Below are 26,933 nucleotides of genomic sequence, written 5' to 3' on the forward strand. Positions count from 1 at the left end.
TCCCGGGTGTCCCTAGGCGGACAGCCCGAAGGCCGCCAGCGCCACCGAGTACATCGTGGCCAGGATCAGGGCCAGGGCGATGAGGTTCAGCCACACGCCGGCCTTGACCATCGCGCCGATGCGGATATACCCGGTTCCGAACACGATGGCGTTCGGCGGGGTGGCCACCGGCAGCATGAAGGCCAGCGACGCCGCGAGGGCGACCGGAACGACCAGGGTCATGATGTCGAGCCCCATCCCCAGGGCGACGCCGGCCATGACCGGGACGAAGATACTCGCCGTCGCCGTGTTGCTGGTCAGCTCGGTGAGCAGCAACACCAGCGCGGCCACGGCCAGAATCAGCACCCACACGGGCACACCGCCGAGCAGACCGACCTGCTCACCGATCCAGTCGCTCAACCCCGTGTCACCGAACTGGGCAGACAGGCTCAGCCCGCCGCCGAACAGCAGCAACACTCCCCACGGCAGCTGAGCCGCGGTCTGCCAGTCGAGCGCGGGGACCCCGTTGCGAGCGTCAACAGGGATGAGGAACAGGGCCACCGCGACCGCCATCGCGATCCCGGCGTCGTCGACGCTGGACAGCCACGGCAGGGCACCGCCCACGGTCTCGGTGTCGGCGAGCAGCGGGATCGTGATCCAGGAGAGCGCGGCCAGGACGAAGACAACAAGGACCGTCCACTCGCCCCGCGACATCGGTCCCATCTCGCGCAGTTGGCCGCGCACGAGGTCGCGGCCGCCCGGCAATTCCTTGATCCGCGGCGGGTAGACCAGGAAGGTCAACACCAGCCACGCGATCACCAGGAACACCACCGCGAGCGGGACACCGACGACCATCCACTGGCCGAACCCGATACTGATCCCGTGGTTGTCCGCGAGGAAGCCGACCATGAACGCGTTGGGCGGGGTGCCGATGATGGTGGACACCGACCCGATCGAGGCCGCGTAGGCCACACCCAGCATCAGCGCGGTACCGAAGTTGGGGTCGGCCTTGCCGTCGGCGAGCCGGGCCACCAGGGTGAGCACGGACAGGGCGATCGGCATCATCATCACTGCTGTGGCGGTGTTGCTGACCCACATCGTGATGAAGGCGGTGGCCAGCATGAAGCCCGCGATCAACATGACGGGGCTGCCGCCGACACTGCCCACGACGCTCAGCGCGATACGGCGGTGCAGGTCCCAACGCTGCATCGCCATGGCGAGCATGAAGCCGCCCATGAACAGGAAGATGACTTCGTTCGCGTACGGCGCGGCGACGCTTGTGATGTCCGCCTCGGTCAGCAGGACCGGGAACAGCACCAGCGGGACCAGAGCCGTGGCCGGGATAGGGATGGCCTCGGTCATCCACCACACGGCCATGAGGGTGGCGACCGCCGCGGTGCGTCTGCCGTCGCCGGACAGCGAATCGGGGAGGACAAGGTAGACAACCACCGCGAGCGCGAGACCGAGCACCAGTCCCACGCGCCTGCGGACCAACCCGCCAGCATCCTCCTGGGTGGTGGAGGCCGGCTCCTCGGAAGTGTCCGGCGCGGGACCGTCCGGTCCTCTCGGGGACTCCGTCGACATAAGAACCTCCTAGTACGACGGCAGTAACGCGGACTACAGCGCTGTGATTGTCACCATTCGCAGCGGGACCAAGGCATCCCCCTAAGTATCGAACACGCAACGAAACCCGGATCGCACCCGACCGCGCCATGCGCAGCGAGCGCGCCGCGGCGTCGCACAATTGGGGCATGACCGAACAGGGACTCGACGCGGCCGGGACACTCGCCGAACCGCTACGACGCAGGCTGTACCAGTACGTGGTGGCGCGCGGCGGCGACGTCAGCCGCGCGGACGCCGCCAACGCGGTGGGCGAACGGCGCAATCTGGTCGCGTTCCACCTGGACAAGCTGGTCGAGGCCGGGCTGCTGGACGTCACACGCCGCAAGGTGTCCGGGCGGGAAGGGCCGGGCTCCGGCCGGCCCGCGAAGCTGTACCGCCGGGCCGACAGCCAGCTCAACGTGCAGCTCCCGCCGCGCGACTACGAGACCGCGGCGCGCGTGTTCGCCGATGCGGTCGAGCAGGCCGGGGCCGACAACTCGCTCTACGCGGCGGCTCACAACGAGGGGGCGCGGCAGGCGAGCACCATGCCTGCCGAGGATCGGCCTGCCGACCTTGGCGATCTGGTGGCACTTCTGGAGCGCCACGGTTACGAGCCAGCCCGCGAGGATCCCGCGGCCGGCGGCCCCATACGGCTGCGCAACTGCCCGTTCCACACCCTCGCCCGCGAGTTCCCGACACTGACCTGCGGAATGAACCTGGAGCTGCTACGCGGACTGCTTTCCGGGTTCGAGGGCTTCTGTGCCCGCATGGAACCGTCCCCGGATCAGTGCTGTGTCGCGATCTCTAAAAACAATAAGGATTGACTTGGAAACCGGAGCGTGGTGTGCTGCCCGCTATGACCGAACACCATCTGGCTCAGCTCAATATCGCCACCCCCCGGTTCCCGATGGACGACCCCCGGATGGCGGGGTTCACCGAGATGCTCGACCCGATCAACGCGCTCGCCGACGCAAGCCCCGGGTTCGTCTGGCGCCTGCGTTCCGAGGGCGCCAACGACGCCACCGCCGAGCGGCCCTTTGGCCCGGATCTGCTGGTCAACTTCTCCGTCTGGGAGTCCGTGGAGACCCTGTGGAACTTCACCTACCGCAGTGACCACCTGAGTCTCCTGCGTGAGCGGCGCGAGTGGTTCCAGCACACGACCGAGTTCTACACGGTGATGTGGTGGGTGCCCGCCGGCCGGATCCCCACGCTCGACGAGGCGGGCGAACGGCTGGCGCACCTGCGCGCGCACGGCCCAACGGCGGAGGCGTTCACCTTCCGGAACACGTTCCCCCCGCCGGCCCGCGACACGACAGCGCCGTAAACCCCTTTCCATGTAACGCCGCGACCACTTTGGGTAACGTAATCGGCAAGTCCAAAAACGATCTACCGGATTGGGAGTGCCGAGGTGCCCAGTACCCGACTTGTCATCGGTGCGGCCGTGTCCTCACTGCTCATCGCCGGCTGCGGTGGAGGCGCCGCTGAGGAGGAAGCCGAGGCCACGGACGACAGGCAGGAGGAAACCCAGGACAGCCAGGACGACGCCCTGGACGTGTCGGTCTCCGCGGCGTTCGGGCCCTACGCCGAGGACGCCGAAGCCGTCACCTACGACGAGGAGGCGGTCCCCGAGGGAGCCGAGGTCGAGGTCTCGGTCACCGGGGAAGACGGGGGTTCGGAGTACTCGCTCTCCGTGAGCGGCCTTGAGGCCAATCGGGAGTTCGGGTCCCACCTGCACACAGAACCGTGCGGCGAGGATCCTGCCGACTCCGGCCCGCACTACCAGAACGAGGCCGACCCCGAAGCCGACGCCGAGAACCCCTCCACCGACCCGGCCTACGCGAACCCGGAGAACGAGGTGTGGCTGGACTTCGCCACCGACGAGAACGGCAATGCGGAGCAGGAGGCCGAGGTCGACTGGGTCCCCCGCGAAGGTGAGGCGAACTCGGTCGTGCTCCACGAGGAGCACACCAGCGAGGAGGAAGGCGCGGCCGGTGCGGCGGGCGACCGCCTCGCGTGCGTCAACGTCGCGCTTTAGGGCGGATTTGGCGCACCGGCTCCGGCGCGCGACCTGCGGACCAGCGTCCGCTGTGCCGGATCACCGGGACCCGACCGCCTGCGACGAACATGCACTGAACACACCGGGCCGGGCGTGCCGGCACGCCCGGCCCGAAGGTTCCCGGCCTCCCAGGCGCCCGCGAGCGCCAGCGAGCCAAGAAAACACAGTCGGGCGCCGCCGGGGTTCTGGAGGGTCCGCAGGTGGGGCGTCCGCGAGTGGCGGAGCCGATTGGGCGGCACACCGGAGGTGCCCGAAGGTTCCCGGCCTCCAAGCGCCCGCGAGCGCCAGCGAGCCCAGAGAACAGGTCGGGCGCCTGGGAGGCCAGAGAACACTGCTAACCGGTGACGAGCTGGCGCAGGGCCAGGCGTTCGGCCACTGTCCACGCGGTGGTTGTGGCCAGGTAAACCCCCGCGGCGAGCGGAACGAAGGAAGCCACAGCGACCGTTCCGTATGGCAGGAACGACATCAGCTTGGCGCCCGGAACCGCGGGGGCGTCGCCACTGCTGCCGGCAAGGGCCGGCAGTGTCAGGAACCGGCGCGAGGCCCATGCCGTACCGGCGACGAGGGTCAGCAGCGCCACGAACACCAGCGCGTCCGCACCGAGACCGGCGGAAAGGGTCTCGGTGAGCGTCGCGCCAAGCGAAACCCCGCCGAGTGTGTGCGTGAGCAGCGCGTTCGGCGCGCCCGCGATCGTCGCACTGATGAACAACCCGTACAGGGTGATGAACACCGGAGTCTGAGCGAGCATCGGCAGGCAGCCGGCCAGCGGCGAGACGCCTTCGTCGGCGAAGAGCCGCTGCTGCTCGCGGGCCAGGCGTTCCCGATTTTTCGCGTGCTTGCGTTGCAACTCGCGCATCTTCGGCTGTAGGCGCATCCGCGCCTTCTCGCCGCGGACCTGCGCGACGCTGAGCGGGAGCAGCGCCATGCGGACGATGATCGTCAGGACGACAATGGCGGCAGCGGCGGCCGTCCCGCCAAGGACTGGGGAAAAGACATCGGTGAGCGTCATGACGACGGTGAAGGCCGCGCCGATGGCGGCCGCGATGGGTGGGAAGCTGTACATGGCTGGGCCCCTCGTTTGGGTTGGAACAGGATGCAAACGAGGCGGCCGCGCGCCAGCGCAAGGGGCATGGCGGAACTGCCGGCCGGACCGGGTGACGGGCCCCTGGGAGCGCGGGGTTACGCGGCCGCGGGGGCCGCGCCTGGTGCCCGCGGGCGGGGTTTTCCGGGAGCGTCGGGATCGCGTACAGCGACCGCGGCGGTGCACGCGGAGCGGTGCCGCATGGTCATGCCGTGCGAGGGCCCGCTGTCAAGGAGCGGCCAGGCCCGCCCTCCGCGCACGACCATCCAGGCCAGTGCGGCCCCGATCGCGACAACGGCCAGAACGGCGAAGGCTCCGGCGGCCGGGGGCGTGCTCAGCGGAAAGAGGTCGACAGACCCGAGGAGCAGTGCGTAGAGCAGCGCGTTAATGGCGGCCACTGGCACCTCCCGGATCGTCCGCGCCGCCTGGCTCTCGACACCGGGCCGCACGCGGTGCGCCCAGTATAGGGGGCAAGGGCGCGGGCCACCGCGAAGGGCGCCCAGCGAATATGGCGACACACCGGCGCGAATTCCCGGTAATCACTCTGTGTAGCAGATAGATACTAGTGGTGATGTCCGCTCTGCTCGACGGGGGACGATAGCCGTGCCGATCCGCCCTGCGAACCTCGCCGCAATGTCAGCCACGATCGCCGGGGCGACGAGTGCTGGCGCATCCGGCGACACCGCACCGTCGCGCGTGACCCTGACCTTCGAGAGCGGACACCAGCAGGTGATCGAGGGCGGCGGCTGCCGCGCGCTCCAGTCCGGGGAGGGCGGGGTGACCGCCATCGACACGGAGTCCCCTACGTCCCCTACCAAGTTCGCGCTCTTCGCCGGCCCGAACTGCCAGACGGGACGCGCTGTCGCGTCGGGGAACGGCCCCGTCCGGTTCGGCGCCCCGGTTCTGGCCGGCGCCATCGTCCTCGGTTGAGTCATCCCCGAGAGCCGCAAGAATTCCGCGCCGCAAAGCGCTCGGCACCAAACACGCAACGCAGGACCGGAAAAACAACAATTCCATGGGAGCGAGCGCCCATGACGCTCGCTCCGCATTCGCCGTTCGCCAGGTATCTCCCGGACCCGTCACGCGACGCGTCGGGCGCCCGCGAAATTATTCTTCCAGTACCGGTTCATCTTGACAATCTCAATCCGGCGCCCGGGTTTGGGCGCGTGCACCATCTTCCCGTCTTCGAGGTATATTCCCACGTGGCTGGGACCCCGGTAAAAGAAAACCAGATCGCCTTTTCTGAGGTTGGACCGCTTGGCGGCCTTCCCTTCGGCGATCTGGCTGTAGGTGGTCCGGCTGAGACTCTTGCCTGCCTTCTTGTAGGACCATTGCACGAGCCCGGAACAGTCGAACGATCCGGGCCCGGTACCCCCGTACCGGTAGGGCTTACCGACCTGCTTCTTCGCGTGCTCGGCGGCGGCGGACGCGACATCGCTGGCCTGCTTGACCTGCTCTTCGGCGACCGCAGGCCCCGCGGGGACCAGCCCGAGGACGGTGACCGCCGCCATCGCGGATAAGCTGATCGCCCCAAAGGTCATACGCCTCGGTCTTTTCCGAACACGGTTCTGCAGGTCCATACCAAAGACACGCATGTTCCCTCCTTGTTAACGACCCAATTGCCGTTCCCGGACATTACGCCGGGTCTCATTCGCAAGGAAAACACAAACTTCGGCGCTGGCCAGTGCGGACGCAACCATGGGCGTGTCGCCGCAGAATCGGTGAGGCCACGGGGGTCCGGAGCCATTGACCCGCCGCACTCCACAATTTTCGGAACCGGGAACCCCGAAATGAATACCGACTGCAGTCCGCATCGCGAAATCACATTGCGCCATGCGACAAGTTCCGGACCGCCAGGGCTCGCGAAGCGGATTCCTGTTGGGTCCGCGGCGTGGGCGCGATACCGGCTCCCTGGATCGATGATGGGGCGGGTGGTGACGCGTGCAACGGAGGCGGCGGGTCCCCTCGGCCTGCGGGGGTGTGCCGGTGTTCCCGCACGGTCGCGCACCCTCATCGGCGATCTTGAGGATTCCGTTCCTTCGGGGCGCTGCGACGGAACGGAATCCTCAAGATCAGCGCAGAACCAGGCCGTGCCTCGTTGCCGCGTCCCTCGCCGGGTGCCCAACCACCCGCCCACACCACCGGTCTAGAGGAAGCGGTGGAAGCCTTCGGCGGAATTCTGGAACCCCAGCGCCCGGCAGAACGCACCCGCTCCGTCGGCGGTCTCGTGCGTGAGGAACTCGACCTTGTAGCAGCCCGCGCGCGACGCGCGCTCAAGCGCCTCGTCCATAAGTGCCCGCCCGACCCCGTGCCTCCGCGCCGCCGAGTCGACCACGATGTTGTCGATGATCGCCCATGACTGGGCGTCGTGCGTGAGATTGGCGATCATGACCAGGTCCAGGGTTCCGATGATCTGACCGCGGCGCTCGGCGACCAGAACGGCGCGGTCCGGGTCGTTCTCGATCCGGGTCCAGGCACGCACCGCAGCCGAGGACATGCGGACGCTCCCGCCCGACGCCGAAGCGGTACCGCCGAGGTCGCGGAGAAGCCGCAGGATAGCGCCGAGGTCAGACCGGATGGCCGCGCGGATAATCATGGCTTCGGCATCGTAGCCGACCTGGACGGACATGACCGACGTCGCCCTACAAGAAGGGACGGAAAGGGCGTCGGCACCAGAACCTCGGTTCTGGTGCCGACGCCCGGCAGCCTGACCGTCGATCGTCGTCCGCGGCACTCGGATGGCGCGGGCACGCCCGCGCCTCGCGTACCGCGGTCGCGCTCGCCTAGGGCTTGATGATGCGAACGCCTTCGGCGGACTCGGGGTTCGCCGGGGGCTGCGGCGCCGTGCCATCGGGACGCTGGTGCACACCCGTGAGGTCCGGATCCTCGGCCCCCTGCTGCGGCCCCTGCTGGGTTGGCTGTTCCGGCGCGGGCCCGTCGACTCGCCCTCCCTGCGGTGGCCGTTGCGGGGTATTGCGGATCGGCTGCTGGGCAGCGGCGGCATTCTGCTCCGGCTGCTGGGCACCGGGGTTCGCCGCCGCACCCGGCGCGGATGTGGCGGTGGCGTCCTTGCCGGCCGATCCGGGGTTGAGCTTGACCGTCTCCTCATCCTGCTCCGAAGCGCCGCCGGCGGCTCCCTGCTGCTGGGGCCGAGCCGGCGCCGCGGGCGCGGGCTGCCCGCCCTGCTGGGCACCCTGCTGCGCGCCCTGCTGGGCGGGCTGCTGGGCGGACTGCTGCTTCGTCGCTTCCTGCTTGGCGGACTCCTGCTTCGGTTCCCCTTGCTTGGGCGACCCCTGCTTGGGCGCCTCCTGCTTCGGTTCCCCTTGCTTGGGTGCCTCCTGCTTCGGTGCCTCCTTTGCCGCGGGAGCCTGCTTCGGGCTCGCCGGGGCGCTCTGGCCACCGCCCTTGCTCGCCTTGTCACCCTGCTCGGCACCGGAGTCACTCCCGGACGCCGCCTTCGCGCTCTGCTCGGCCTCGACCTCCTTCTGGGAGAGGCCAGCTTCCAGAGGCCCCGCGTCCTTCTCCGCCTTGAGCAGCTCAGCCAAGGTGCCGTGCATGTCGTTCAGCCGGCGCACAGCTTCGTCGTGCGTCGCGGTGAGCGTCGCCAGGCGGCGGTCGGCGGTGTCGTTGATCTTCTTGGCCCGCGCCTCAGCATCGCTGACGCGCCGCTCCGAGTCCTGCTTGGCCTGGGTGCGCAACTGCTCCGCTTCCGTCTTGGCCGTGCTGACCATCTCGGAAGCCTCGGAACGAGCGCTGGCGACCACGCGCTCGGCATGCTCCTCGGCGTCCTTCACACGTTTGGCAGCGGCGTCCTCGGCCTTCTTCCGGATCGCCTCGACCTCGTCGTCGACCTTCGCGCGCTTATCCTTGGCTTCTTCCTCCGCGATGCGCAGGATCTCGGCCATGCGTTCGCTGATCTGCTCGTGCTCGGGCCTTTCGGCCGCCTTGTCCTTGGCCTCGGTGAGGTCGCGGCGCAGTTGTTCGAGCTCGTCATGCGCCCGGGCCAGCCGCTCCTGGAGATCGCGGATCTGGTTGTGGTTGCGCACGACGAAGTCGTCGACCTGTCGCTTGTCGTAGCCCCCCTTACGCACGGTAGGGAAGGCGTCTTCTCGGAGTAGGTTCGGCAGGATCTCGTTGCTGTGCTCGTTCATGTCCTAATCAACCAGGTCGGCTGCAAGTTGGGGAGATACATCGACCCCCTGTGTGTTATTCCCATGACACCCCGAACACACGTCAGTGACCTCCATTTCTCGCAAATACGGGGTGTCTCGGGCGACAGCGACAGAAGACCGAAACGCGTGCGAACCGTGACGTAGCACACAATCACTACGAGAGTGACCACGGTAACGGTCCGTACTGACCCCTTCAATGGGCCGGACGACCCCTATCGCCATGTTGTGACCACCCAGTTCGTACTCTTATCAAGGTATGCGCGATCAAGAACGCCCAGTGCGGGGTGAGTGCGGGTCATTCTGGTCCCATTCCGTGTCCCCGCACAATGCTGCAGGAGGAACGACATGACCGGTCCCCGCGTGGGAGATGCCCCGTTCGGCGAACCCGACATCCATCCCGATGCCTGGATCGCCCCAGGTGCCGTCGTCGTCGGGCGCGTGCGCGTGGGCGCTGCCAGCAGTATCTGGTACGGCTGCGTGCTGCGGGCCGATACTGAGGACATCCTCCTGGGTGAGTACTGCAACGTCCAGGACCAGTGCGGGATGCACTCCGACCCCGGCGAACCCGTGATCCTGGCGGACCGGGTCAGTCTGGGGCACCAGGCCATGGTGCACGGCGCCGTTGTCGGCGAGGGCGCGCTGATCGGAATCGGCGCGAACGTCCTCGGGGGCGCCACGGTCGGCAAGGGCGCGCTCGTCGCGGCGGGCTCGCTCGTCCCGCCGGGGAAGTCCGTGCCACCCGAGACCCTCTGGGCGGGCGTTCCGGGCAAGGTTGTCCGCGAGCTCACCGAGGACGACCGCGCATCGTTCGCCGAGACACCGGAGAAGTACGCGCGCTACGCCGTCGAGCACAAGGACGTCCGCTGGCGCGAGTAGGGCGTGTTCCGGATTCCGCGGAGCGGACGAGTCGCCCGCCGGTCGCCGGGGGTGTGTGAGCGGCGGCGCGCCGTCCGGACAACCACAGGGGCGGTACCCCGTGATGGCTACTCCGAAAGCGGCCCCCAGAATGGTCCCTACGAGTCATGCGCCGCGGAGCTACCGCAGCGTAGCCTTTGGAACGAGGCGTGGTGCTGGCGGCGGGCACCGGACCACACGTAAGGCCACCGGCAATGTCGCCGGTGGCACGGACACTCCCCGAGACCGAACGTGACCACGGGCCGGGTGCCCCCGACGCGCTTTCTAAGGAGGTGGGCGCGATTGGACCGCGGTATCGACGCGCGCCTCCGGTTCAACACACGCTTCCACGACCAGGTCGCACTCGCCGAGATCGAGCTCTACTCCGAGCTGCTGACCGCCGTCGCCACCGCTGAGCACCACCTCAGCCTCGCCGAGATCGACCGCATCCTCGGGGTGCGCCCCGCGCGCGCCGGTTCCACCGGCCATTCCGCCGCTCCGCGCCCGACGTCGGTGCCGTCCCCCTCGCGGCACACGGCGGCAAGCGAGCGGAAGCGCTCAGCCAAGCGGGGCTGACCCTGGCGTCAGCCCCGCTTGGCGGCGCGAACGTACCGGCTCAGGCCTTCTCCGGCTCGGCCGCCTCGCCGGAGCTCGACCGCTCGTCCTTCATCGAGCGGAGCAGCAACTGGGAGACGTCCACGACCTCCAGGCTCTCCTTGGCCTCGCCCGCGGACTTCTTCTCATTGATGGCGTCGCCCAGCATCACCTGACAGAACGGGCACGCCGTGGACACGGTGTCGGGATCGGTGGTCAGCGCCTCGTCCACGCGCTCGGTGTTGATGCGCTTGCCGATGCGCTCCTCCATCCACATGCGGGCACCGCCGGCGCCGCAGCAGAAGCCCCGCTCCTTGTGCCGGTGCATCTCCTGGGTCTGGACGCCGGGCACCTGCGCCATGATGTCGCGCGGCGGGGTGTAGACCTTGTTGTGCCGGCCCAGGAAGCACGGGTCGTGGTAGGTGATCCTCTCCTCGACCGGCTGAACCGGGGTGAGCTTCCCCTCGTCCACCAGCTTGGCCAGCAACTGGCTGTGGTGGATGACGTCGTAGTTCCCACCAAGCTGCGGGTACTCGTTGCCGAGCGTGTTGAAGCAGTGCGGGCAGCTCGCCACGATCTTGGTGACACCGGCCTCGTTCAGTGTCTCCACGTTCTGCTGGGCGAGCATCTGGAAGACGTACTCCATGCCCAGCCGGCGCGCGGGGTCGCCGGTGCACGCCTCCATCCCGCCGAGCACCGCGAACCGCACGCCCGCCATGTGCAGCAGCTCGGCGATGGCCTTCGTGGTCTTCTTGGCGCGGTCCTCCAGCGCGCCGGCGCAGCCCACCCAGAACAGGTACTCAGTGCCCTCGGGCAGCGTGTCCTCGACAACGGGCACCTCGAAGTCGAGCTCGGAGACCCAGTCGAGGCGCTTGTCCTCGCTCATGCCCCATGGGTTGCCCTTGTTCTCCAGGTTCTTCAGCAGAGTGTTGGCCTCCGAGGGGAAGCTCGACTCGATCATCACCTGGTAGCGGCGCATGTCCATGATGTGGTCGACGTGCTCGATGTCGACCGGGCACTGCTCGACGCAGGCGCCGCAGTTGGTGCACGCCCACAGCTCGTCGGGGTGGATGATGCCGCCCTCCTCCTCGGTGCCCACGAGGGGCTTGCCGAGCAGCGCGAGGACGTCGTCATGGATGTCCGGTGTCTCCTCCGTGGTGCCGTCGAGCAGGTACGGCGCCTTCTCGTAGGCGTGCTCCCGCAGGTCCATGATGACCTTCTTGGGCGAGAGCGGCTTTCCCGTGTTCCACGCGGGGCACTGCGACTGGCACCGGCCGCACTCGGTGCAGGTCGTGAAGTCGAGCAGGCCCTTCCAGGTGAAGTCCTCGATCTTGCCGGCACCGAAGGGGTCCTCGTCGGGGTCGGCCTCCTCGAAGTCGAGCGGTTTCTCGCCGGACTTGTCCATCATCGGCTTGACGGCGCCGAGCGCTGGGGTGCCATCAGTGTTGCGCTTGAAGAAGATGTTCACCGGTGCGGTGAACCGGTGCCAGCCGATGCCCATGGTCAGCACCAGGCCCAGCACCATGAAGAACATCCAGGAGATGATCAGTTTGAACGCCGCCACAAGGGCGAGGCCGGCCTCGCTCGCCGGCAGCACGGCGCCGAGCGCGTGCGAGATGGGGGTGGCCCACACCGGGAACGGGAAGTCGTCAAGGGCGACCTTGAAGCCGCGGATCACGAAGATGGCGGCGAGCAGCCCGAAGATGTAGGACTCGACGTAGTAGGCGTGCCAGTGCCGGGAGTTGGCGAACCGGGAGTCCCGGCCCGCCCGGCGCGGCCCCCGGACCTGGCGGAGGACCGCGAGGCTGGTGATCGCGGCGAGGCTGACGCCGGCGATGACCTCGATCGCCAGACCGTAGATCGTCCAGTCGTGGATGATCGGTAGGTGGAAGTGCGGGTCCCACACCTCGCCATGCGCCTCGGCCACGGTGAAGGCGAGCGCGGGGAACGAGACCATGACGAACCAGTGCGCCACACCGATCCAGCGCCACTTGAGCATTCGCGTGTGCCCGAGCGTCTCGATCAGCGTGGTCGTCAGGCGCTGCCCGAACGGGCCCTTGCGCTCGGCTTCCACTGGCCGGCCGATGCCCACGGTGCGCACCATATGACGAATGCCATAGGCGAACACCGCTGCTCCGACCACGGCGAAGGCGGTCGTGATGACTCCGAGGATCACGTAGAGCATCGCCCGCGGCCTCCCATCCTGAAAACACGTAGGTCTCCGGTGCGCCACACACCGGAATCCGCCCTATGTTACTAGCGAGTAATCGCTACTCGGTCATACGCCCCGCGGTCGCGACCGGCGCGGACCGACAAATCCCCACGTTAGGCGACGACCTGCGCACCGGTGACTCTGGGCCGATTTCTTAGAACCGTATTCTGTTGCGCTCCGTGATCGCACCCCGGGGTCGCCTGCAGCCCTCACGGCCGCCCGCGCGACCGGGGTCATGCCCAGCCCCGCAGTCGGTAAGGACCCGCAAAAGGGCACGCCGACCGGGAACAACGGCCGCACTCTCTCCCGTTGTAGTACTAGCCGAGAGATATTGAGTCGCCACGACTCAAGTGATTTGACAGAAGCTAGAATGCGAAGCAAACTGGCGCCCGTAAGACTCAACCTTGACGGAGGACATTACTCATGGCACGAGCGGTCGGAATCGACCTTGGGACGACGAACTCGGTCGTCTCGGTCCTGGAAGGCGGCGAGCCCACGGTCATCGCCAACGCCGAGGGCGCCCGGACCACTCCGTCCGTCGTGGCCTTCGCCAAGAACGGCGAAGTGCTGATGGGCGAGGTCGCCAAACGCCAGGCGGTGACCAACGTCGAGCGGACGATCCGCTCGGTCAAGCGGTACATGGGCACCGACTGGTCCACTGAGATCGATGACAAGACCTTCACCCCGCAGCAGATCAGCGCGTTCGTGCTGCAGAAGCTGAAGCGCGACGCCGAGGCGTACCTGGGCGAGGAAGTCACCGACGCCGTCGTCACGGTGCCGGCGTACTTCAGCGACTCCCAGCGCCAGGCCACCAAGGAAGCCGGGCAGATCGCGGGCCTGAACGTCCTGCGCATCATCAACGAGCCCACCTCCGCGGCGCTCGCCTACCACCTGGAGAAGGAGGACGAGGCCACCATCCTGGTCTACGACCTGGGCGGCGGCACGTTCGACGTCTCCCTGCTCGAGGTCGGCGACGGCGTGGTCGAGGTGAAGGCCACCAACGGCGACAACCACCTCGGTGGTGACGACTGGGACCAGGCGGTCGTCGACTGGATGGTCGAGCGGTTCAAGAACAACAACGGCGTCGACCTGGCCAAGGACAAGATGGCGCTGCAGCGCCTGCGCGAGGCCGCGGAGAAAGCCAAGATCGAGCTCACCAGCTCCAGCGAGTCCTCCATCAACCTGCCCTACATCACGGCATCGTCCGAGGGCCCGCTGCACCTGGAGGAGAAGCTCACACGGGCGGAGTTCCAGCGGCTCACCAACGACCTCCTGGAGCGCACCAAGGCGCCGTTCCGCCAGGTCATCAAGGACGCCGGGATCAGCGTCGACAAGATCAACCACGTGGTGATGGTCGGCGGTTCGACCCGGATGCCGGCTGTGGTGGAGCTCGTCAAGGAACTCACCGGCGGCAAGGAGCCCAACAAGGGCGTCAACCCCGACGAGGTCGTCGCCGTGGGCGCCGCGCTCCAGGGCGGCGTACTCAAGGGCGAGGTCAAGGACGTCCTGCTGCTTGACGTCACCCCGCTGTCGCTGGGCATCGAGACCAAGGGCGGCGTGTTCAGCAAGCTGATCGAGAAGAACACGACCATCCCGACCAAGCGCTCGGAGATCTTCACGACGGCCGACGACAACCAGCCCTCGGTGCAGATCCAGGTCTACCAGGGCGAGCGCGAGATGGCCCAGTACAACAAGAAGCTGGGGGTGTTCGACCTCAGCGGCATCCCGCCGGCGCCGCGCGGAGTCCCGCAGATCGAGGTCACCTTCGACATCGACGCCAACGGCATCGTGAACGTCACCGCGAAGGACCTCGGCACCGGCAAGGAGCAGTCGGTGACCATCTCCGGCGGCTCGGCCATGAGCAAGGACGAGATCGACAAGATGGTCCGCGAGGCGGAGGAGTACGCCGAGGAGGACCGCAAGCGCCGCGAGGAAGCCGAGGTCCGCAACAACGCGGAGTCGCTCGTCTACCAGACCGAGAAGGTCATCAAGGACAACGAGGAGCAGATCCCCGCTGACGTCAAGTCCGAGACCGAGGGTGCCCTCGGCGAGCTCAAGCAGGCGCTCGAAGGCACCGACATCGAGGCCATCCGGTCGGCGAGCGAGAAGGTCGCGCTAGCCAGCCAGAAGATCGGGTCGGCCATCTACGGTCAGGGCGAGCAGGCGGACACCGCGGGTGCCGACGCCGCTGCCGGCGGCGGCGAGTCCCAGAGCGAGGACAGCGACGTCGTGGACGCCGAGATTGTCGACGAGGAGAACGAGAAGCGCGACGGCAACGCCTGAATCTCGGACGCGGAAGGCAAGGAGGCGTAGCGAATGGCGCTGCCGGAGAACGAGAACGGTCACGAGCCGCAGGGGCCCGTGATCCGCGATAAGCGGCGCATCGACCCCGATACCGGTGAGCTGCGCGTTCCGGAGGGGGCGGAGGACACGTCACCGCCCGCTCCGGGCTCCGTGGAAGCGGAGGCCGCGGCCGAGGCGGTCGACGCCGCCGAGGCCGCCCAGGGGTCCGAGCTCGCCGAGGTGCGCCAGCAGCTCCTTGAGCGCACGAACGACCTCAAGCGGTTGCAGGCGGAGTACGCCAACTACCGCAAGCGGGTCGACCGGGACCGCGCGGCTGTCCGGGAGCAGTCCCTGGCCCAGGTGATCAGCGAGCTGCTGCCCATCCTCGACGACATCGGCCGGGCCCGCGAGCACGACGAGCTCAGTGGCGGGTTCAAGTCCGTCGGTGAGTCGCTGGAGGCACTCGTCTCCAAGCTGGGGCTGCGGAAGTACGGCGAGGCGGGCGACGAGTTCGACCCGAACGTCCACGAGGCCCTGACCATGGTGCCCTCCGCCGACGTCACCGTTCCCACGGTGGTCGAGGTGTTCCAGCCCGGGTACTTCATTGGAGAGGACCGGGTGCTGCGCCCGGCGCGCGTGGTCGTGGCCGGCCCGGGTGAGGAGTCCGTCGAGACCCCCTCGGAGGCCGTTGCGGAGCAGGATCCGGAGTCGCCGTCAGCGAAGTCCGGTGAGTCCGCCGCCGGCACGGGTACGGACGCAGACGCAGACACCGCCACTGAGGTCGATGACGAGCAGCAGAGGTAGCGGATGATCCGCCCCGGGTACGCACACCGTGCCCGGGGTGGACATCTCCGGTTCGGGCCGGGCCGGCCCAGGACAGACGAGAGCGCGATGCGGGGAGAGGTCAGGCGTCGATGAGCACCAAGGACTACCTGGAGAAGGACTACTACAAGGTCCTCGGCGTCTCGAAGTCGGCCACACAGGACGAGATCAAGCAGGCCTACCGCAAGCTCGCTCGCGAGTACCACCCCGACGCCAACAAGGGGGATCCCGGGTCCGAGGACCGGTTCAAGGAGATCTCCGAGGCGTACAACGTCCTCTCGGACGAGAAACGACGCAAGGAGTACGACGACGCGCGCTCGCTCTTCGGCAGCTCCTACCGGCCCGGCGGGGGCACCGGTACGGGCGGCTTCGACCTGGGCGACCTGTTCAGCCAGGGCCCCGGAACCAACACGGGAGGCGAGCGGCTCAGCGACCTGTTCGGTGGACTGTTCGGCGGGCGCGGCCGGACGACGACGCAGGCGCGGCGCGGTGCCGACGTCGAGACCGAGACCAACCTGACCTTCTCGGAGGCGGTCACCGGTGTCACCCGGTCGTTCCAACTGAGCAGCGATACCGCGTGCCCCACGTGTAAGGGCACCGGCGGCAAGGCCGGGACCGCGCCGCGAGTGTGCGTCCGGTGCTCGGGAACCGGGCACGAGAGCAAGAACCTGGGCGGGTTCTCGCTGTCGGAGCCCTGCGGTGAGTGCAAGGGGCGCGGTCTGGTCGTTGACGACCCCTGCCTCACGTGCAACGGAAGCGGGCGCGGGAAGAGTACGCGCACGATCCAGGCCCGGATCCCCGGTGGGGTCAACGACGGCCAGCGGATCCGGATCAAAGGCAAAGGAGCGCCGGGCGAACGCGGGGGACCGGCCGGAGACCTCTTCGTGGTGGTGCATGTGCAGTCGCATTCCCTGTTCGGCAAGTCCGGCGACAACCTGACAATCAGCGTTCCGGTGAGCTTTCCCGAGGCCGCGCTCGGCGCCGATGTGCGGGTGCCGACGCTCAACGGCCTTCCGGTCACCGTCAAGATCCCCCCGGGCACGCCCAACGGGCGCACGTTCCGGGTCAGGGGCAAAGGGGCCACCCGCCGCGACGGCACGGTGGGCGACCTTCTGGTCACCGTTGAGGTCGACGTGCCGCAGAACCTCAGCAGCGATGCGCGGGAGGCCCTGGAGAAGTACCGCGCCGCGACCGCGGACCAGGACCCGCGCCGCGGACTCGAAGCGCGGGCGAAAGGGGCGTGAACGCGATGACCAACCCAGCGTTCGGAGATGACACCCCGGTCTATGTCATCTCCGTCGCGGCCGATCTGTCCGGGCTGCACCCGCAGACCCTGCGCCAGTACGACCGGCTGGGCCTGGTCTCGCCCGGCCGGGCAGCGGGGCGCGGACGCCGCTACTCCGTGCGGGACATCCAGATGCTGCGCGAGGTGCAGCGGCTGTCCCAGGAGGAAGGCATCAACCTCGCTGGGATCAAGCGCATCCTGGAGCTGCAGCGCGAGGTCGCCGAGCTCCGGGACCACATCTTCCACCTGCACAACGAGATGGAGGCGGCGCGCAGCGCGGTCTCCCGCCGCGAGTCGGGGCGCTCCCCCGGAGGCGAGCTGCTTCCGGTGCGCCGGACCCGCGTGACGATCTTCAATACCTCTCCGCCGCCCGACCAGGAGCGGTAGTCGGCTCCAGCCGCGCGATCCTGCGAGCGACAGCGAGCCAAACAACACGGGCGCCGCCGGGGTTCTGGAGGGTCCGGACGCAGGGCCCGAAGGTTCCCGGCTACCGGGCGGCACCGGTCGCGGTAACCGGGCCCAAGGGGGGCGGCTAGGGCCCGCGGAACCACGAACCGTACACACCTGTATCCACTCTCGCGCGAAGGGGGCGGCGCAGCATGGACTACAAACTCACCCGGAAGAGCAACGAAGCACTGTCCGTGGCGATCAGGCGTGCGACCGCGGACGGCAATCCGCAGGTCGAGCCCACACACCTGCTCGCCGCGCTCCTCAACCAGGGCGAGGGGATCATCCGGCCCCTCCTCAAGGAGGTCGGGGCCTCCGCTAACGAGATGAACACGTCGGTCGAGCGCGCCATCGCCGGGCTGCCCAAGGTGGCCGGTACCTCGGTCAGCTCGCCCGAGAGCTCCCGGCAGCTCATCGTCTCGCTGAACACCGCCGCGCAGCGTGCCAAGCAGATGGAGGACGAGTTCGTCTCCACCGAGCACCTGCTTGTCGGGCTGGCCGCCGACGGCGGTGAGGCGGCGCGCATCCTGCGCGAGGCCGGGGCGACTCCCGAGGTGCTGCTGGAGGCATTCGAGCGCGTGCGCGGCAGCGGGCGCGTGACCACTGAGAACCCCGAAGAGACTTACCAGGCGCTGCAGAAGTACGGCGTCGACCTGACCGAGCAGGCGCGGTCGGGCGCGCTCGACCCCGTGATCGGGCGCGACTCCGAGATCCGCCGCGTGGTGCAGGTGCTGTCCCGGCGCACCAAGAACAATCCCGTCCTCATCGGCGAGCCCGGTGTTGGCAAGACCGCCGTGGTGGAGGGGTTGGCACAGCGTGTCGTCGCGGGCGACGTTCCCGAGTCGCTGCGCGACAAGCGGCTGATCGCTCTGGACCTGTCGGCGATGGTGGCCGGGGCGAAATACCGCGGCGAGTTCGAGGAGCGGCTCAAGGCCGTTCTCAACGAGATCAAGGAGAGCGACGGCCAGGTCATCACGTTCATCGACGAGCTGCACACCATGGTGGGCGCCGGTGCCGCCGAGGGGTCGATGGACGCCGGGAACATGCTCAAGCCGATGTTGGCGCGCGGCGAGCTGCGCATGGTCGGTGCCACGACGCTGGACGAGTACCGCGAGCGCATCGAGAAGGACGCGGCCCTGGAACGGCGCTTCCAGCAGGTGCAGGTGGGCGAGCCGTCGGCGGCCGACACGATCGCGATCCTGCGCGGGCTCAAGGGCCGCTACGAGGCGCACCACAAGGTGCAGATCGCCGACTCGGCTCTGGTGGCGGCGGCCACACTCTCCGACCGCTACATCACCGCGCGGTTCCTGCCCGACAAGGCCATCGACCTGATCGACGAGGCCGCGTCCCGGCTGCGCATGGAGATCGACTCGCGGCCGGTGGAGATCGACGAGCTGCAGCGCACGGTCGACCGGCTGAAGATGGAGGAGATGGCGCTCACCCAGGAGTCGGACGCCGCGTCGGCGCAGCGGCTGGACCGGATCCGTGCGGACATGGCCGACCGCGAGGAGGAGCTGAACGCCCTCCTGGCCCGCTGGGAGCAGGAGAAGGCCGGCCTGAACCGGGTCGGTGAGCTCAAGGAACGCCTCGACGACCTGCGCACCCAGGCCGAGCGCGCGCAGCGCGACGGCGACTTCACCGAGGCGTCCCGGCTGATGTACGGCGAGATTCCGAAGGTCGAGGACCAGCTCAAGGAGGCGTCCACGGCCGCGGAGGAGGCCACCGAGACGGTCGAGGGCGAGCCGACCATGGTCAAGGACGAGGTCGAGGCGGACGACGTCGCCGACGTCGTGTCCTCGTGGACCGGCATCCCCGTGGGCCGGCTCCTGGAGGGAGAGACCTCCAAGCTGCTGCGCATGGAGGAGGAGCTGGGCAAACGGTTGGTCGGCCAGTCCCCCGCCGTGGCCGCGGTCTCCGACGCCGTGCGCCGGGCCCGGACCGGCATCTCCGACCCGGACCGTCCCACCGGCTCGTTCCTGTTCCTCGGCCCCACCGGGGTCGGCAAGACCGAGTTGGCCAAGGCGCTCGCGGAGTTCCTGTTCGACGACGAGCGCGCGATCGTGCGCGTCGACATGAGCGAGTACTCCGAGAAGCACTCGGTGGCCCGGCTGGTCGGGGCGCCGCCCGGCTACGTCGGCTACGAGGAGGGCGGCCAGCTCACCGAGGCGGTCCGGCGGCGCCCGTACACCGTGGTGCTCCTGGACGAGGTGGAGAAGGCGCACCTCGAAGTGTTCGACACGCTGCTGCAGGTCCTGGAGGACGGCCGGCTCACCGACGGCCAGGGGCGTGTCGTGGACTTCCGGAACACGTTGCTGATCCTCACCTCCAACCTGGGCTCGCAGTTCCTGATGGACCCCACGTTGGAGGACGGGGACCGGAAGGAGAAGGTGCTGGCCGTCGTCCGGACGACCTTCAAGCCGGAGTTCCTGAACCGCCTGGACGACGTCATCGTGTTCGACACCCTGTCCACAGAGGAGCTGACGCGGATCGTCGACCTGCAGGTCGACAGGCTCGCCGCACGGCTGGCCGATCGCCGGCTGGAGCTGGACGTCTCGTCGGCCTCGCGCGAGTGGCTCGCGCGCAAGGGCTACGACTCCGTCTACGGCGCCCGCCCGCTGCGCCGGCTGGTGCAGGCGGCGATCGGTGACCCGCTCGCCAAGGCGCTGCTCTCGGGCGAGCTGCACGAGGGCGACACCGCGGTCGTGGAGCGCGACGAGGCCGCCGACACGCTCACGGTCCGCGCCGCGGCCCAGGTACCGGCGACGCGGTGATCCGCGTCGGACCCCGCGGATCACCGGGAATCCACTGACGCTCCAACGACACAGCTGAAAACGGTTATCATCGACACGCGGCGCGGCGTGTGATGCGCAGCACGGCAATGCAGCACGGCAACGCCGTCTCCGCCCGGCTCCGAGCCCCACACCCCCCACGGAGCCGGGCGGGGTTGCGGCGCGCACCGTGCCTCTGACACGAAGGGCTAGCGATGCACGACCCGACCGCGCGGGCCTCCGCCTCCCGGGAGTCCTGGGAGCTGTGGCGGGAGCTGCCCGACCCCCTGCCGGCGGAGGCCATCATCGCGGCGAACCAGCCGCGGGAGGACGTGGGAACGCACCGGAGCTACACCTACCGCGACTGGGAGTTCACCGTTCCACCCGGCGTGTTCTCTCCCGGGCTCACCAGCGAGCTGGTGTTCGACCGGCTCCTCGACGGCACGATCGTCCTCGCGGGACGGTCCTACGCGGTCATGGGGTGCGGTCTGGGAGTCGAGGCGGTGATCGCGGCGAGCCGGGGCGCGCGCGACATCTACGCGCTGGACGTGCACCCGGAGAGCACCCGGACCACCGCCGACAACTTCACCCGGCTGGCCGGCGCGGCCTCCCGCACCACCCTGGCCCCGATCACGTCCGACCTGTTCGCCGCGTTTCCGCAGGCGGCGCGGGCCGACGTCATCACCTTCAACCCGCCAGCGGTCAAGGAAGCTGTCAGCCACCACCCCGACATCGTGCGCAACACGTGTGTCGGCGGCGACGTCGTGACCCGCTTCCTCGACCAGGTCGCCGAACGCGACCTGCTCACCCCCGGCGGGGAGGTCTACGTCGTCCTGTCCAACACCGCGGAGCTGCACCGGATCACCGGCCACGCGATCGAGAGCGGGTACTCCGTGGAGATCGCGCACAGCCAGGGCTGGCCCGGCAGCGACGTCCGGACGTTCCTGTTCCGCCTGCGGCGTCCCTAGGCGCCCGGGGCGGGCTCACTCCCACTCGCCCACCGGGCCCCCGCACGGCTCTCCTCCCGCGGGATCAGCTCTCCCATCGACCTCCAGAGGTTGGGGCAGCTCAGGAAGTCCTCGGATGGGCAGTTCATAGGATGCTCGACGATATTCCGCGCTGCCCGCAGGCGCGCGATCTTGCGGTCCAGCTCCGCCGCGTGCTGGGCGAGGATCTGCCGCCGGACGGCACCGTTCTCGGCCTGGAACAGCTCGCTCATCTGGTCCAGGCTCATCCCCGCCTCTTTGGCCTGCAGGATCAGGGCGACCTGTGCGAGGTGCTCCGGGCCGTAGCGGCGCCGCCCGTTGACGCGTCGCGCGGGACGCAGCACCCCGGCCGCCTCCCAGTGCCGCAGCACGTGAGGGGCCAACCCGAACCGTTCGGCGAGCGCACCGATCGACATCTCCGTGGGCATTGACTTCATGTTGACATGAACTTACAGACTTGGCGCAACTGTCAACCTCGAACTGCGGAGAGGGCGTAAGTGATGCGTAACGAGTTGGGCAACGGTGCCCCGGAAACCCCAACGGAGCGCACCCGGCGGCGATGGAACCGTATGGCGCAGGGCTATGACCGCCGCGGCGACCGCGCCGAACGGTGGCTCATCGGGGACACCCGAGCCTGGCTGTGCGGCCAGGCCACCGGGCGGACCCTGGAGGTTGCCGTCGGGACCGGCCGCAACCTGGACTTCTACCGAGACGAGGTGGCACTCACCGGCCTCGACCTGAGCACGGAGATGCTCACGGTGGCGCGACGCCGGGCCACCGCACTCGACCTCCGGGTTGACCTGAAGGAAGGCGACTCTCAGGCGCTGCCGTTCAATGACGGCGACTTCGACACCGTGGTGTGCACCCTGGCGTTGTGCACCATCCCGAACCAGCGGGCCGCCGTGAACGAGATGCACCGCGTCCTGCGACCGGAGGGGCGACTCCTGCTCGTTGACCACGTCGAGTACACGCGTGTTCCGCTGCGCTGGGTGGAGCGGCTGCGCGCCGCGCCACGGACCCGCCCGCTGGACCTTGTGAGGGAGAACGGGTTCACCGTGGACCACCACGACCGACTGGCCCTGGGGCTTGTCGACCGTGTGGTGGCTCGGCGGTGAGCCGGTACCGGCTCGCGCTCGGGAGCCGGGTGTGCCCAGGGCCACACGTGGCGCCCCCCCTATGGCGGACCACTTCTACTTGCTAGTAACCTGAAATTTGTTACTAGCGAGTAGATCGCGTGTGCAGACACAGCGGCCACGACACAGCGGAGCGCGCGCCATGACCCACTACAAGAGCAACCTCCGTGACCTCGAATTCAATCTGTTCGAGGTCTTCAAGCGCCAGGACGTGCTAAGCAAGGGCCCGTTCGAGGAGCTGGACGAGGATACGGCTCGTACGATTCTTGACGAGGTCAACCGGCTTGCCACCGGTGTCGTAGCCGAGTCGTTCGAGGACGCCGATCGCAATCCCCCGGTGTTCCACCCCGAGACCAACTCGGTCACCGTGCCCGAGAGCCTGAAGAAGTCCTACCACGCCTACATGGACGCGGGCTGGTACAACATCGACCTGCCCCAGGAGCTCGGCGGGCTCGGCGCGCCCCGCTCGCTGGTGTGGGCGGCCGCTGAGCTGATCCTCGGCTCCAACCCGGCGGTGCACATGTACTCCGCCGGCCCCGGCTTCGCCAACGTGCTCTGGCAGGAGGGCAACGAGGCGCAGAAGAGGTTCGCGGAGCAGTCCATCGAGCGCGGCTGGGGCGCGACGATGGTGCTGACCGAGCCCGACGCCGGTTCCGACGTCGGCGCCGGCCGGACACGCGCCATCGACCAGGGCGACGGCACCTGGCACATCGACGGCGTGAAGCGGTTCATCACCTCCGCCGAGCAGGACATGACCGAGAACATCTTCCACCTGGTCCTGGCACGCCCCGAGGGCGCCAAGCCGGGCACCAAGGGGCTCTCCCTGTTCCTGGTCCCGAAGTTCCTGGTCGACGAGAACGGCGATCCGGTGGAGCGCAACGGCGCCTACGTCACCAACGTCGAGCACAAGATGGGGCTCAAGGCGTCGACGACCTGCGAGCTGACGTTCGGTGCCTCGCACCCCGCTGTTGGCTACCTGGTCGGCGATAAGCACGACGGCATCCGGCAGATGTTCCTCATCATCGAGTACGCCCGGATGATGGTCGGAACGAAGGCGATCGCCACGCTGTCGACCGGCTACCTGAACGCCCTGGAGTACGCCAAGGAGCGCAAGCAGGGCGCCGACCTCACCCAGATGAGCGACAAGAGCGCACCGCGGGTGGCGATCACGCGGCACCCGGACGTCCGGCGCAGCCTGATGACCCAGAAGGCTTACGCCGAGGCGCTGCGCGCCCTGGTCCTCTACACCGCGACCCAGCAGGACGCGGTGCAGATCGCCCAGCACAACGGCGACCCGCACGAGGACCTCGAGGCCCTCAACGACCTGCTGCTCCCCATCGTCAAGGGCGTCGGCTCCGAACGCTCCTACGCGCTGCTCTCCGAGTCGCTGCAGACCCTGGGCGGCTCCGGGTACCTGCAGGACTACCCGATCGAGCAGTACATCCGGGACGCCAAGATCGACACCCTCTACGAGGGCACCACCGCCATCCAGGCCCAGGACTTCTTCTTCCGGAAGATCGTGCGCAACAACGGGGAGGCGCTGGGGCAGCTTCTCGGAGAGATCACGGCGTTCGCCGCGAGTGAGGCCGGGAACGGCCAGCTCAAGGACGAGCGCGCCGCTCTCGCCGATGCCGCGGCCGAGGTCCAGCGGATGGTCGAGATCATGGTCGGCTACGCCACGGGGTCGGTGGAGGAGCCCACCGAGCTGTACAAGGTCGGGCTGAACACCACCCGGCTGCTGATGTCGGTCGGCGATGTCGTGCTGGGCTGGCTGCTGCTGCGCCAGGCCGAGATCGCGCTGGCCGCCGTCGACGGGGCGAGCCCAGCCGACCAGGACTTCTACACCGGAAAGATCGCGGCCGCGCGGTTCTTCGCCGACCAGATCCTCCCGCGGGTGGCGGCCGAGCGCGCGATCGCGGAGGACACCCCGCTCGACCTCATGGAGATCCCCGAGTCGGCGTTCTGATCCCGCGCTCCGATCACGGCCACGCGCGGTAGCCGGGCTGCCCGCTCTGAGTGGGTTCCCGGCTGCGGGGTACAGCTGTACCAGGCAGCCGGGAACACCACCTCCGTCCGCCGGCTCCTCGGGCTTTCCCCACTAGAGCGGGTGGCCTAGCGTTAGGGTTGGATCCGGAGGAACGACGACAAGTCACGTCTACTGACGCGCCGCGGAGGCAGTAGTGGGTATCGGGGTCGGGATCTTCCTCATCGTCATTGGCGCCGTGCTGCGGTTCGGAATCACCGCCGATATCGCCGCGCTCGATCTGGACGCCATCGGGATCATCCTGATGCTCGCCGGACTCGCGGTAGTTCTCCTAACGATGATCTTGATGGTGCTGCGCCGCGACCGCCAGGAGAACGTGCGCAGCGACAGCGACGTCATCTAGGCTCGCGCGAACCGGGGGGCGGGAACGCCCGCTCATCGACGGTCTCGAGCATTCGGTTCCTGAATTTGTGCTCGGGTTCCAGTGGTCGTTGCACCCCTGATCTGAAAGAGGTGCGGCGGTTCCGCCCTATCGCCGTTCCACCGGGTACCGCCACAACTGGGCGACCAGGAGCAGGGTCCCGATCGCGGACGTCGTCGCGACCGGCAGGAACGCCATCTGGTACGCGGCGCCGCCGTGCGGCTCGGGCAGTGCCTCCAGGATGGCGCCGGCACCCACCGTCGTCAGCACCACCACGGCGAACCCGCACATGTTCACCAGGCTGGACGCTACACCGGTCCGCCGCGAGGGAATCCCGTCCCTGGCGAAGTCGAACGACAACGGAGCGGCCATCACCGTCGCCCCGGCACCGACGGCGAAATGCGCGATCACCAACGGTACGGGCGGCGGGCCGCCGGGCCAGCCCACGAACGCGAGCCACCCCACACTGACCAGCACAGCGGCGGTGATAGCGATCGGGCGACGAGCCGCCGGCCAGCGCCCGATGCACGCCCCTACCACCGGCGCCACCCACAGGGTCGCCACCCCCAGCACCGTGAGCGCCAGGCTCGCTGTGGGGCCGGGAAGACCCAGCCCCTCGACGAGGGACGGGTAGCCCCACAGCGCCGCGAGCATGGTGTAGGGCGCCTGAATGACGACGTGGTTGGTCATGCCGACGCGCGGACCCCGCGCCCGCGCCGCCTCGATCACGCTCGCCCGGATCGAGATGGGCTGGGCCACTGGCCCGCCCTGCGCACCCGCGGGCCGGTCCCGTACCACGAGCAGGACAAGCAGCGCCATGAGGACGGTCGCGCCCCCCGCACCGAGGAACGCCGCGGTCCACCCGAACCCGGCCAGGGCGGCGGACAGCGGGGCGACACTCGCGACCTGGCCAAGGCCGCCGATTACTCCGGTAAACGCACTGATCAGCGCGTACTGCCCGCGGGGGAACCACAGCGCGCCGAGCCGGATAACGTTCAGGAAGACGAGCGCGTCCCCGAGGCCGATGAGCACTCGGGCGGCCACCGCGAACTGGAAGCCGGGCGCCAGCGCGAACAGCACGACTCCGGCCGTCATCGCCAGCAGCCCGATCAGCAGGGTCCGGCGCGGCCCCAGACGGTCGGCCAGCAGTCCCGCGGGCAACTGCAGCAGCACGTAGACCGCGAGCTGCATGACAGGAAGCACCGACAGCAGCGCCGGCCCCATCTGGAACCGCTCCTGAGCCTCCAGAGCGGCGACAGCGAGCCCGTTGCGGTGGAACATCGCCAGGAAGTAGACGCCCACCGCGACGCCCCACACGAGCCAGGCACGGACCCCGCCGGGCGGCTCGGAATGCGTGTCGGGTGAAGTCGGATCATGGGAGGTCTTCGCGGAAACCTGGCCCCGGGGAGATGACGCGCCAATGCTCACCGGCGTGCCCCCAGTACCGCGCCCGCCGTGTCCAGGTGGCGATGGACCGCTTCGCGGACGGCTGGCACGTCGCCCGCACTGATCGCGTCCAGGATCGTGCGGTGCTCGTCGATGCTGGTCCGCATCCGCTCAGGGGTGCGGGCCCCCTCCTCCATCATCCGCAACTGCCGGTCGCGCAGCGACTCGTAGAGGTCGGCCAGCACCTGGTTGCCGGCCGCCCGGACAATGGCGCGGTGGAACTCGCGGTCGGCGAGGACGAACGCGCGCTTTCCGGCCTCGGTGGCCGCGCGCATATCGGACAGGTGGCCGGTGAGGACCGACACCAGGGCGCCGCGCGCCTCGTCCCCCTCTCCCGCGGCCCGTTCAGCGGCGAAGCCCTCGACGAGTCTGCGGGTCTCGATCACATCGTCGATCTCCGCCTGGGAGACGGGCACGATCAGGACGCCGCGCTTGGGGTAGAGGCGGACGAGCCCTTCGGTTTCCAGCCGCAGGAGCGCCTCGCGCACAGGGGTGCGGGAAACCCCGACTCCGGTCGCGATCTCGCCCTCGCTGAGGAGGTCACCTCCGGCGTAGTGCCGGGTGAGGATGGCGTCCTTGGTGAACCGGTAGGCGCGGTCCGTGGCTGAGGGCGTGGTATCCATGTTGTATCTATGCTAGCCAGGCGCGGTCGGAGGCTGTACACGCCCTCCCCGGATACCCGGGGCTCCCGTCGCGCGGGGCAACACGCCGGTCAGCCGGAACCGGAGGCGGCATCCAGGCCGGAACAGCAGCCGCGCGTTCGCGGGG

The 26,933-nt window shown here is 68.7% G+C and carries 25 protein-coding genes; 15 read left to right on the forward strand and 10 right to left on the reverse strand.

Features of this window, described 5'->3' with window-relative positions; genetic code table 11:
* Positions 1 to 12: 12 nt before the first annotated feature.
* Positions 13 to 1,563: an SLC13 family permease gene (locus F4561_RS24635; RefSeq protein ID WP_184582105.1), complete on the reverse strand. Its 1,551-nt coding sequence runs from the start codon at positions 1,561 to 1,563 to the stop codon at positions 13 to 15.
* Positions 1,564 to 1,730: 167 nt separating this feature from the next.
* Between F4561_RS24635 and F4561_RS24640 the strand changes: the two genes are divergently transcribed.
* From F4561_RS24640 to F4561_RS24650, 3 genes are all read left to right on the forward strand, one after another.
* Positions 1,731 to 2,405, forward strand: a complete 675-nt coding sequence (locus F4561_RS24640) for a helix-turn-helix transcriptional regulator (RefSeq protein WP_184582106.1) — start codon at positions 1,731 to 1,733, stop codon at positions 2,403 to 2,405.
* 32 nt (positions 2,406 to 2,437) lie between these two features.
* On the forward strand, positions 2,438 to 2,905 hold the full coding sequence (locus F4561_RS24645; RefSeq protein WP_184582109.1) for a DUF3291 domain-containing protein: 468 nt from the start codon (positions 2,438 to 2,440) through the stop codon (positions 2,903 to 2,905).
* Positions 2,906 to 2,989: 84 nt separating this feature from the next.
* Entirely contained in the window at positions 2,990 to 3,616 is a 627-nt protein-coding gene (locus tag F4561_RS24650) for a superoxide dismutase family protein (RefSeq protein ID WP_184582111.1), read from the forward strand.
* Between the two features lie 355 nt (positions 3,617 to 3,971).
* Here the strand turns inward: F4561_RS24650 and F4561_RS24655 are convergent, their stop codons facing one another.
* Together F4561_RS24655 and F4561_RS24660 are read right to left on the reverse strand one after the other, a co-directional pair.
* Positions 3,972 to 4,700: a YidC/Oxa1 family membrane protein insertase gene (locus F4561_RS24655; RefSeq protein ID WP_184582112.1), complete on the reverse strand. Its 729-nt coding sequence runs from the start codon at positions 4,698 to 4,700 to the stop codon at positions 3,972 to 3,974.
* Between the two features lie 116 nt (positions 4,701 to 4,816).
* Positions 4,817 to 5,116 (reverse strand): DUF6412 domain-containing protein, encoded by a 300-nt coding sequence (locus tag F4561_RS24660; RefSeq protein WP_184582114.1) that lies wholly within the window; start codon positions 5,114 to 5,116, stop codon positions 4,817 to 4,819.
* 205 nt (positions 5,117 to 5,321) lie between these two features.
* Between F4561_RS24660 and F4561_RS24665 the strand changes: the two genes are divergently transcribed.
* Positions 5,322 to 5,648 (forward strand): hypothetical protein, encoded by a 327-nt coding sequence (locus F4561_RS24665; protein WP_184582116.1) that lies wholly within the window; start codon positions 5,322 to 5,324, stop codon positions 5,646 to 5,648.
* A 149-nt stretch (positions 5,649 to 5,797) separates the two neighbouring features.
* Here the strand turns inward: F4561_RS24665 and F4561_RS24670 are convergent, their stop codons facing one another.
* The 3 genes from F4561_RS24670 to F4561_RS24680 form a co-directional block, all read right to left on the reverse strand.
* Positions 5,798 to 6,298, reverse strand: a complete 501-nt coding sequence (locus F4561_RS24670; protein WP_246437275.1) for a C40 family peptidase — start codon at positions 6,296 to 6,298, stop codon at positions 5,798 to 5,800.
* A gap of 566 nt (positions 6,299 to 6,864) precedes the next feature.
* Positions 6,865 to 7,314 (reverse strand): GNAT family N-acetyltransferase, encoded by a 450-nt coding sequence (locus F4561_RS24675; protein WP_184584124.1) that lies wholly within the window; start codon positions 7,312 to 7,314, stop codon positions 6,865 to 6,867.
* A 187-nt stretch (positions 7,315 to 7,501) separates the two neighbouring features.
* Positions 7,502 to 8,869, reverse strand: coding sequence for a hypothetical protein (locus tag F4561_RS24680; protein ID WP_184582118.1), 1,368 nt, complete (start codon positions 8,867 to 8,869; stop codon positions 7,502 to 7,504).
* 366 nt (positions 8,870 to 9,235) lie between these two features.
* On the opposite strand from F4561_RS24680, the gene F4561_RS24685 reads away from it, so the two are divergent.
* A complete protein-coding gene (locus tag F4561_RS24685) occupies positions 9,236 to 9,766 on the forward strand; it encodes a gamma carbonic anhydrase family protein (protein ID WP_184582120.1) in 531 nt (176 codons plus the stop codon).
* A gap of 321 nt (positions 9,767 to 10,087) precedes the next feature.
* Complete coding sequence (locus F4561_RS24690; protein ID WP_184582122.1) at positions 10,088 to 10,360, forward strand: hypothetical protein; 273 nt, start codon at positions 10,088 to 10,090, stop codon at positions 10,358 to 10,360.
* A gap of 40 nt (positions 10,361 to 10,400) precedes the next feature.
* On the opposite strand, the gene F4561_RS24695 is transcribed toward F4561_RS24690, so the two are convergent.
* The gene (locus F4561_RS24695; protein WP_184582124.1) at positions 10,401 to 12,563 is read right to left on the reverse strand and encodes a (Fe-S)-binding protein; all 2,163 of its coding nucleotides are present in this window, start codon (positions 12,561 to 12,563) and stop codon (positions 10,401 to 10,403) included.
* A 450-nt stretch (positions 12,564 to 13,013) separates the two neighbouring features.
* Between F4561_RS24695 and dnaK the strand changes: the two genes are divergently transcribed.
* From dnaK to F4561_RS24725, 6 genes are all read left to right on the forward strand, one after another.
* Entirely contained in the window at positions 13,014 to 14,873 is a 1,860-nt protein-coding gene (dnaK, locus tag F4561_RS24700; RefSeq protein ID WP_184582132.1) for a molecular chaperone DnaK, read from the forward strand.
* Positions 14,874 to 14,906: 33 nt separating this feature from the next.
* Positions 14,907 to 15,677, forward strand: coding sequence for a nucleotide exchange factor GrpE (grpE, locus tag F4561_RS24705; protein ID WP_184582134.1), 771 nt, complete (start codon positions 14,907 to 14,909; stop codon positions 15,675 to 15,677).
* A 110-nt stretch (positions 15,678 to 15,787) separates the two neighbouring features.
* Positions 15,788 to 16,939, forward strand: coding sequence for a molecular chaperone DnaJ (gene dnaJ / locus F4561_RS24710; RefSeq protein WP_184582136.1), 1,152 nt, complete (start codon positions 15,788 to 15,790; stop codon positions 16,937 to 16,939).
* A 5-nt stretch (positions 16,940 to 16,944) separates the two neighbouring features.
* Positions 16,945 to 17,367, forward strand: coding sequence for a heat shock protein transcriptional repressor HspR (locus tag F4561_RS24715; RefSeq protein WP_184582138.1), 423 nt, complete (start codon positions 16,945 to 16,947; stop codon positions 17,365 to 17,367).
* 212 nt (positions 17,368 to 17,579) lie between these two features.
* Entirely contained in the window at positions 17,580 to 20,198 is a 2,619-nt protein-coding gene (gene clpB / locus F4561_RS24720; protein WP_184582140.1) for an ATP-dependent chaperone ClpB, read from the forward strand.
* Between the two features lie 212 nt (positions 20,199 to 20,410).
* On the forward strand, positions 20,411 to 21,163 hold the full coding sequence (locus F4561_RS24725) for a methyltransferase (RefSeq protein ID WP_184582142.1): 753 nt from the start codon (positions 20,411 to 20,413) through the stop codon (positions 21,161 to 21,163).
* Here the strand turns inward: F4561_RS24725 and F4561_RS24730 are convergent.
* Positions 21,160 to 21,609, reverse strand: a complete 450-nt coding sequence (locus F4561_RS24730) for a MerR family transcriptional regulator (protein WP_246437276.1) — start codon at positions 21,607 to 21,609, stop codon at positions 21,160 to 21,162. The genes F4561_RS24725 and F4561_RS24730 overlap by 4 nt on opposite strands.
* 72 nt (positions 21,610 to 21,681) lie before the next feature.
* Here F4561_RS24730 and F4561_RS24735 point away from each other — a divergent pair, with 72 nt between their 5' ends.
* The 3 genes from F4561_RS24735 (at position 21,682) to F4561_RS24745 (ending at position 24,701) form a co-directional block, all read left to right on the forward strand.
* The gene (locus F4561_RS24735; RefSeq protein WP_184582146.1) at positions 21,682 to 22,296 is read left to right on the forward strand and encodes a class I SAM-dependent methyltransferase; all 615 of its coding nucleotides are present in this window, start codon (positions 21,682 to 21,684) and stop codon (positions 22,294 to 22,296) included.
* Positions 22,297 to 22,456: 160 nt separating this feature from the next.
* A complete protein-coding gene (locus tag F4561_RS24740) occupies positions 22,457 to 24,280 on the forward strand; it encodes an acyl-CoA dehydrogenase (RefSeq protein WP_184582148.1) in 1,824 nt (607 codons plus the stop codon).
* 214 nt (positions 24,281 to 24,494) lie between these two features.
* On the forward strand, positions 24,495 to 24,701 hold the full coding sequence (locus tag F4561_RS24745; protein WP_184582150.1) for a DUF6458 family protein: 207 nt from the start codon (positions 24,495 to 24,497) through the stop codon (positions 24,699 to 24,701).
* Positions 24,702 to 24,827: 126 nt separating this feature from the next.
* On the opposite strand, the gene F4561_RS24750 is transcribed toward F4561_RS24745, so the two are convergent.
* Entirely contained in the window at positions 24,828 to 26,021 is a 1,194-nt protein-coding gene (locus tag F4561_RS24750) for an MFS transporter (RefSeq protein ID WP_376773680.1), read from the reverse strand.
* A 122-nt stretch (positions 26,022 to 26,143) separates the two neighbouring features.
* The gene (locus tag F4561_RS24755; RefSeq protein ID WP_184582152.1) at positions 26,144 to 26,788 is read right to left on the reverse strand and encodes a GntR family transcriptional regulator; all 645 of its coding nucleotides are present in this window, start codon (positions 26,786 to 26,788) and stop codon (positions 26,144 to 26,146) included.
* Between the last annotated feature and the right edge of the window lie 145 nt (positions 26,789 to 26,933).

It is taken from the genome of Lipingzhangella halophila, from assembly GCF_014203805.1.
Taxonomy (GTDB): domain Bacteria; phylum Actinomycetota; class Actinomycetes; order Streptosporangiales; family Streptosporangiaceae; genus Lipingzhangella; species Lipingzhangella halophila.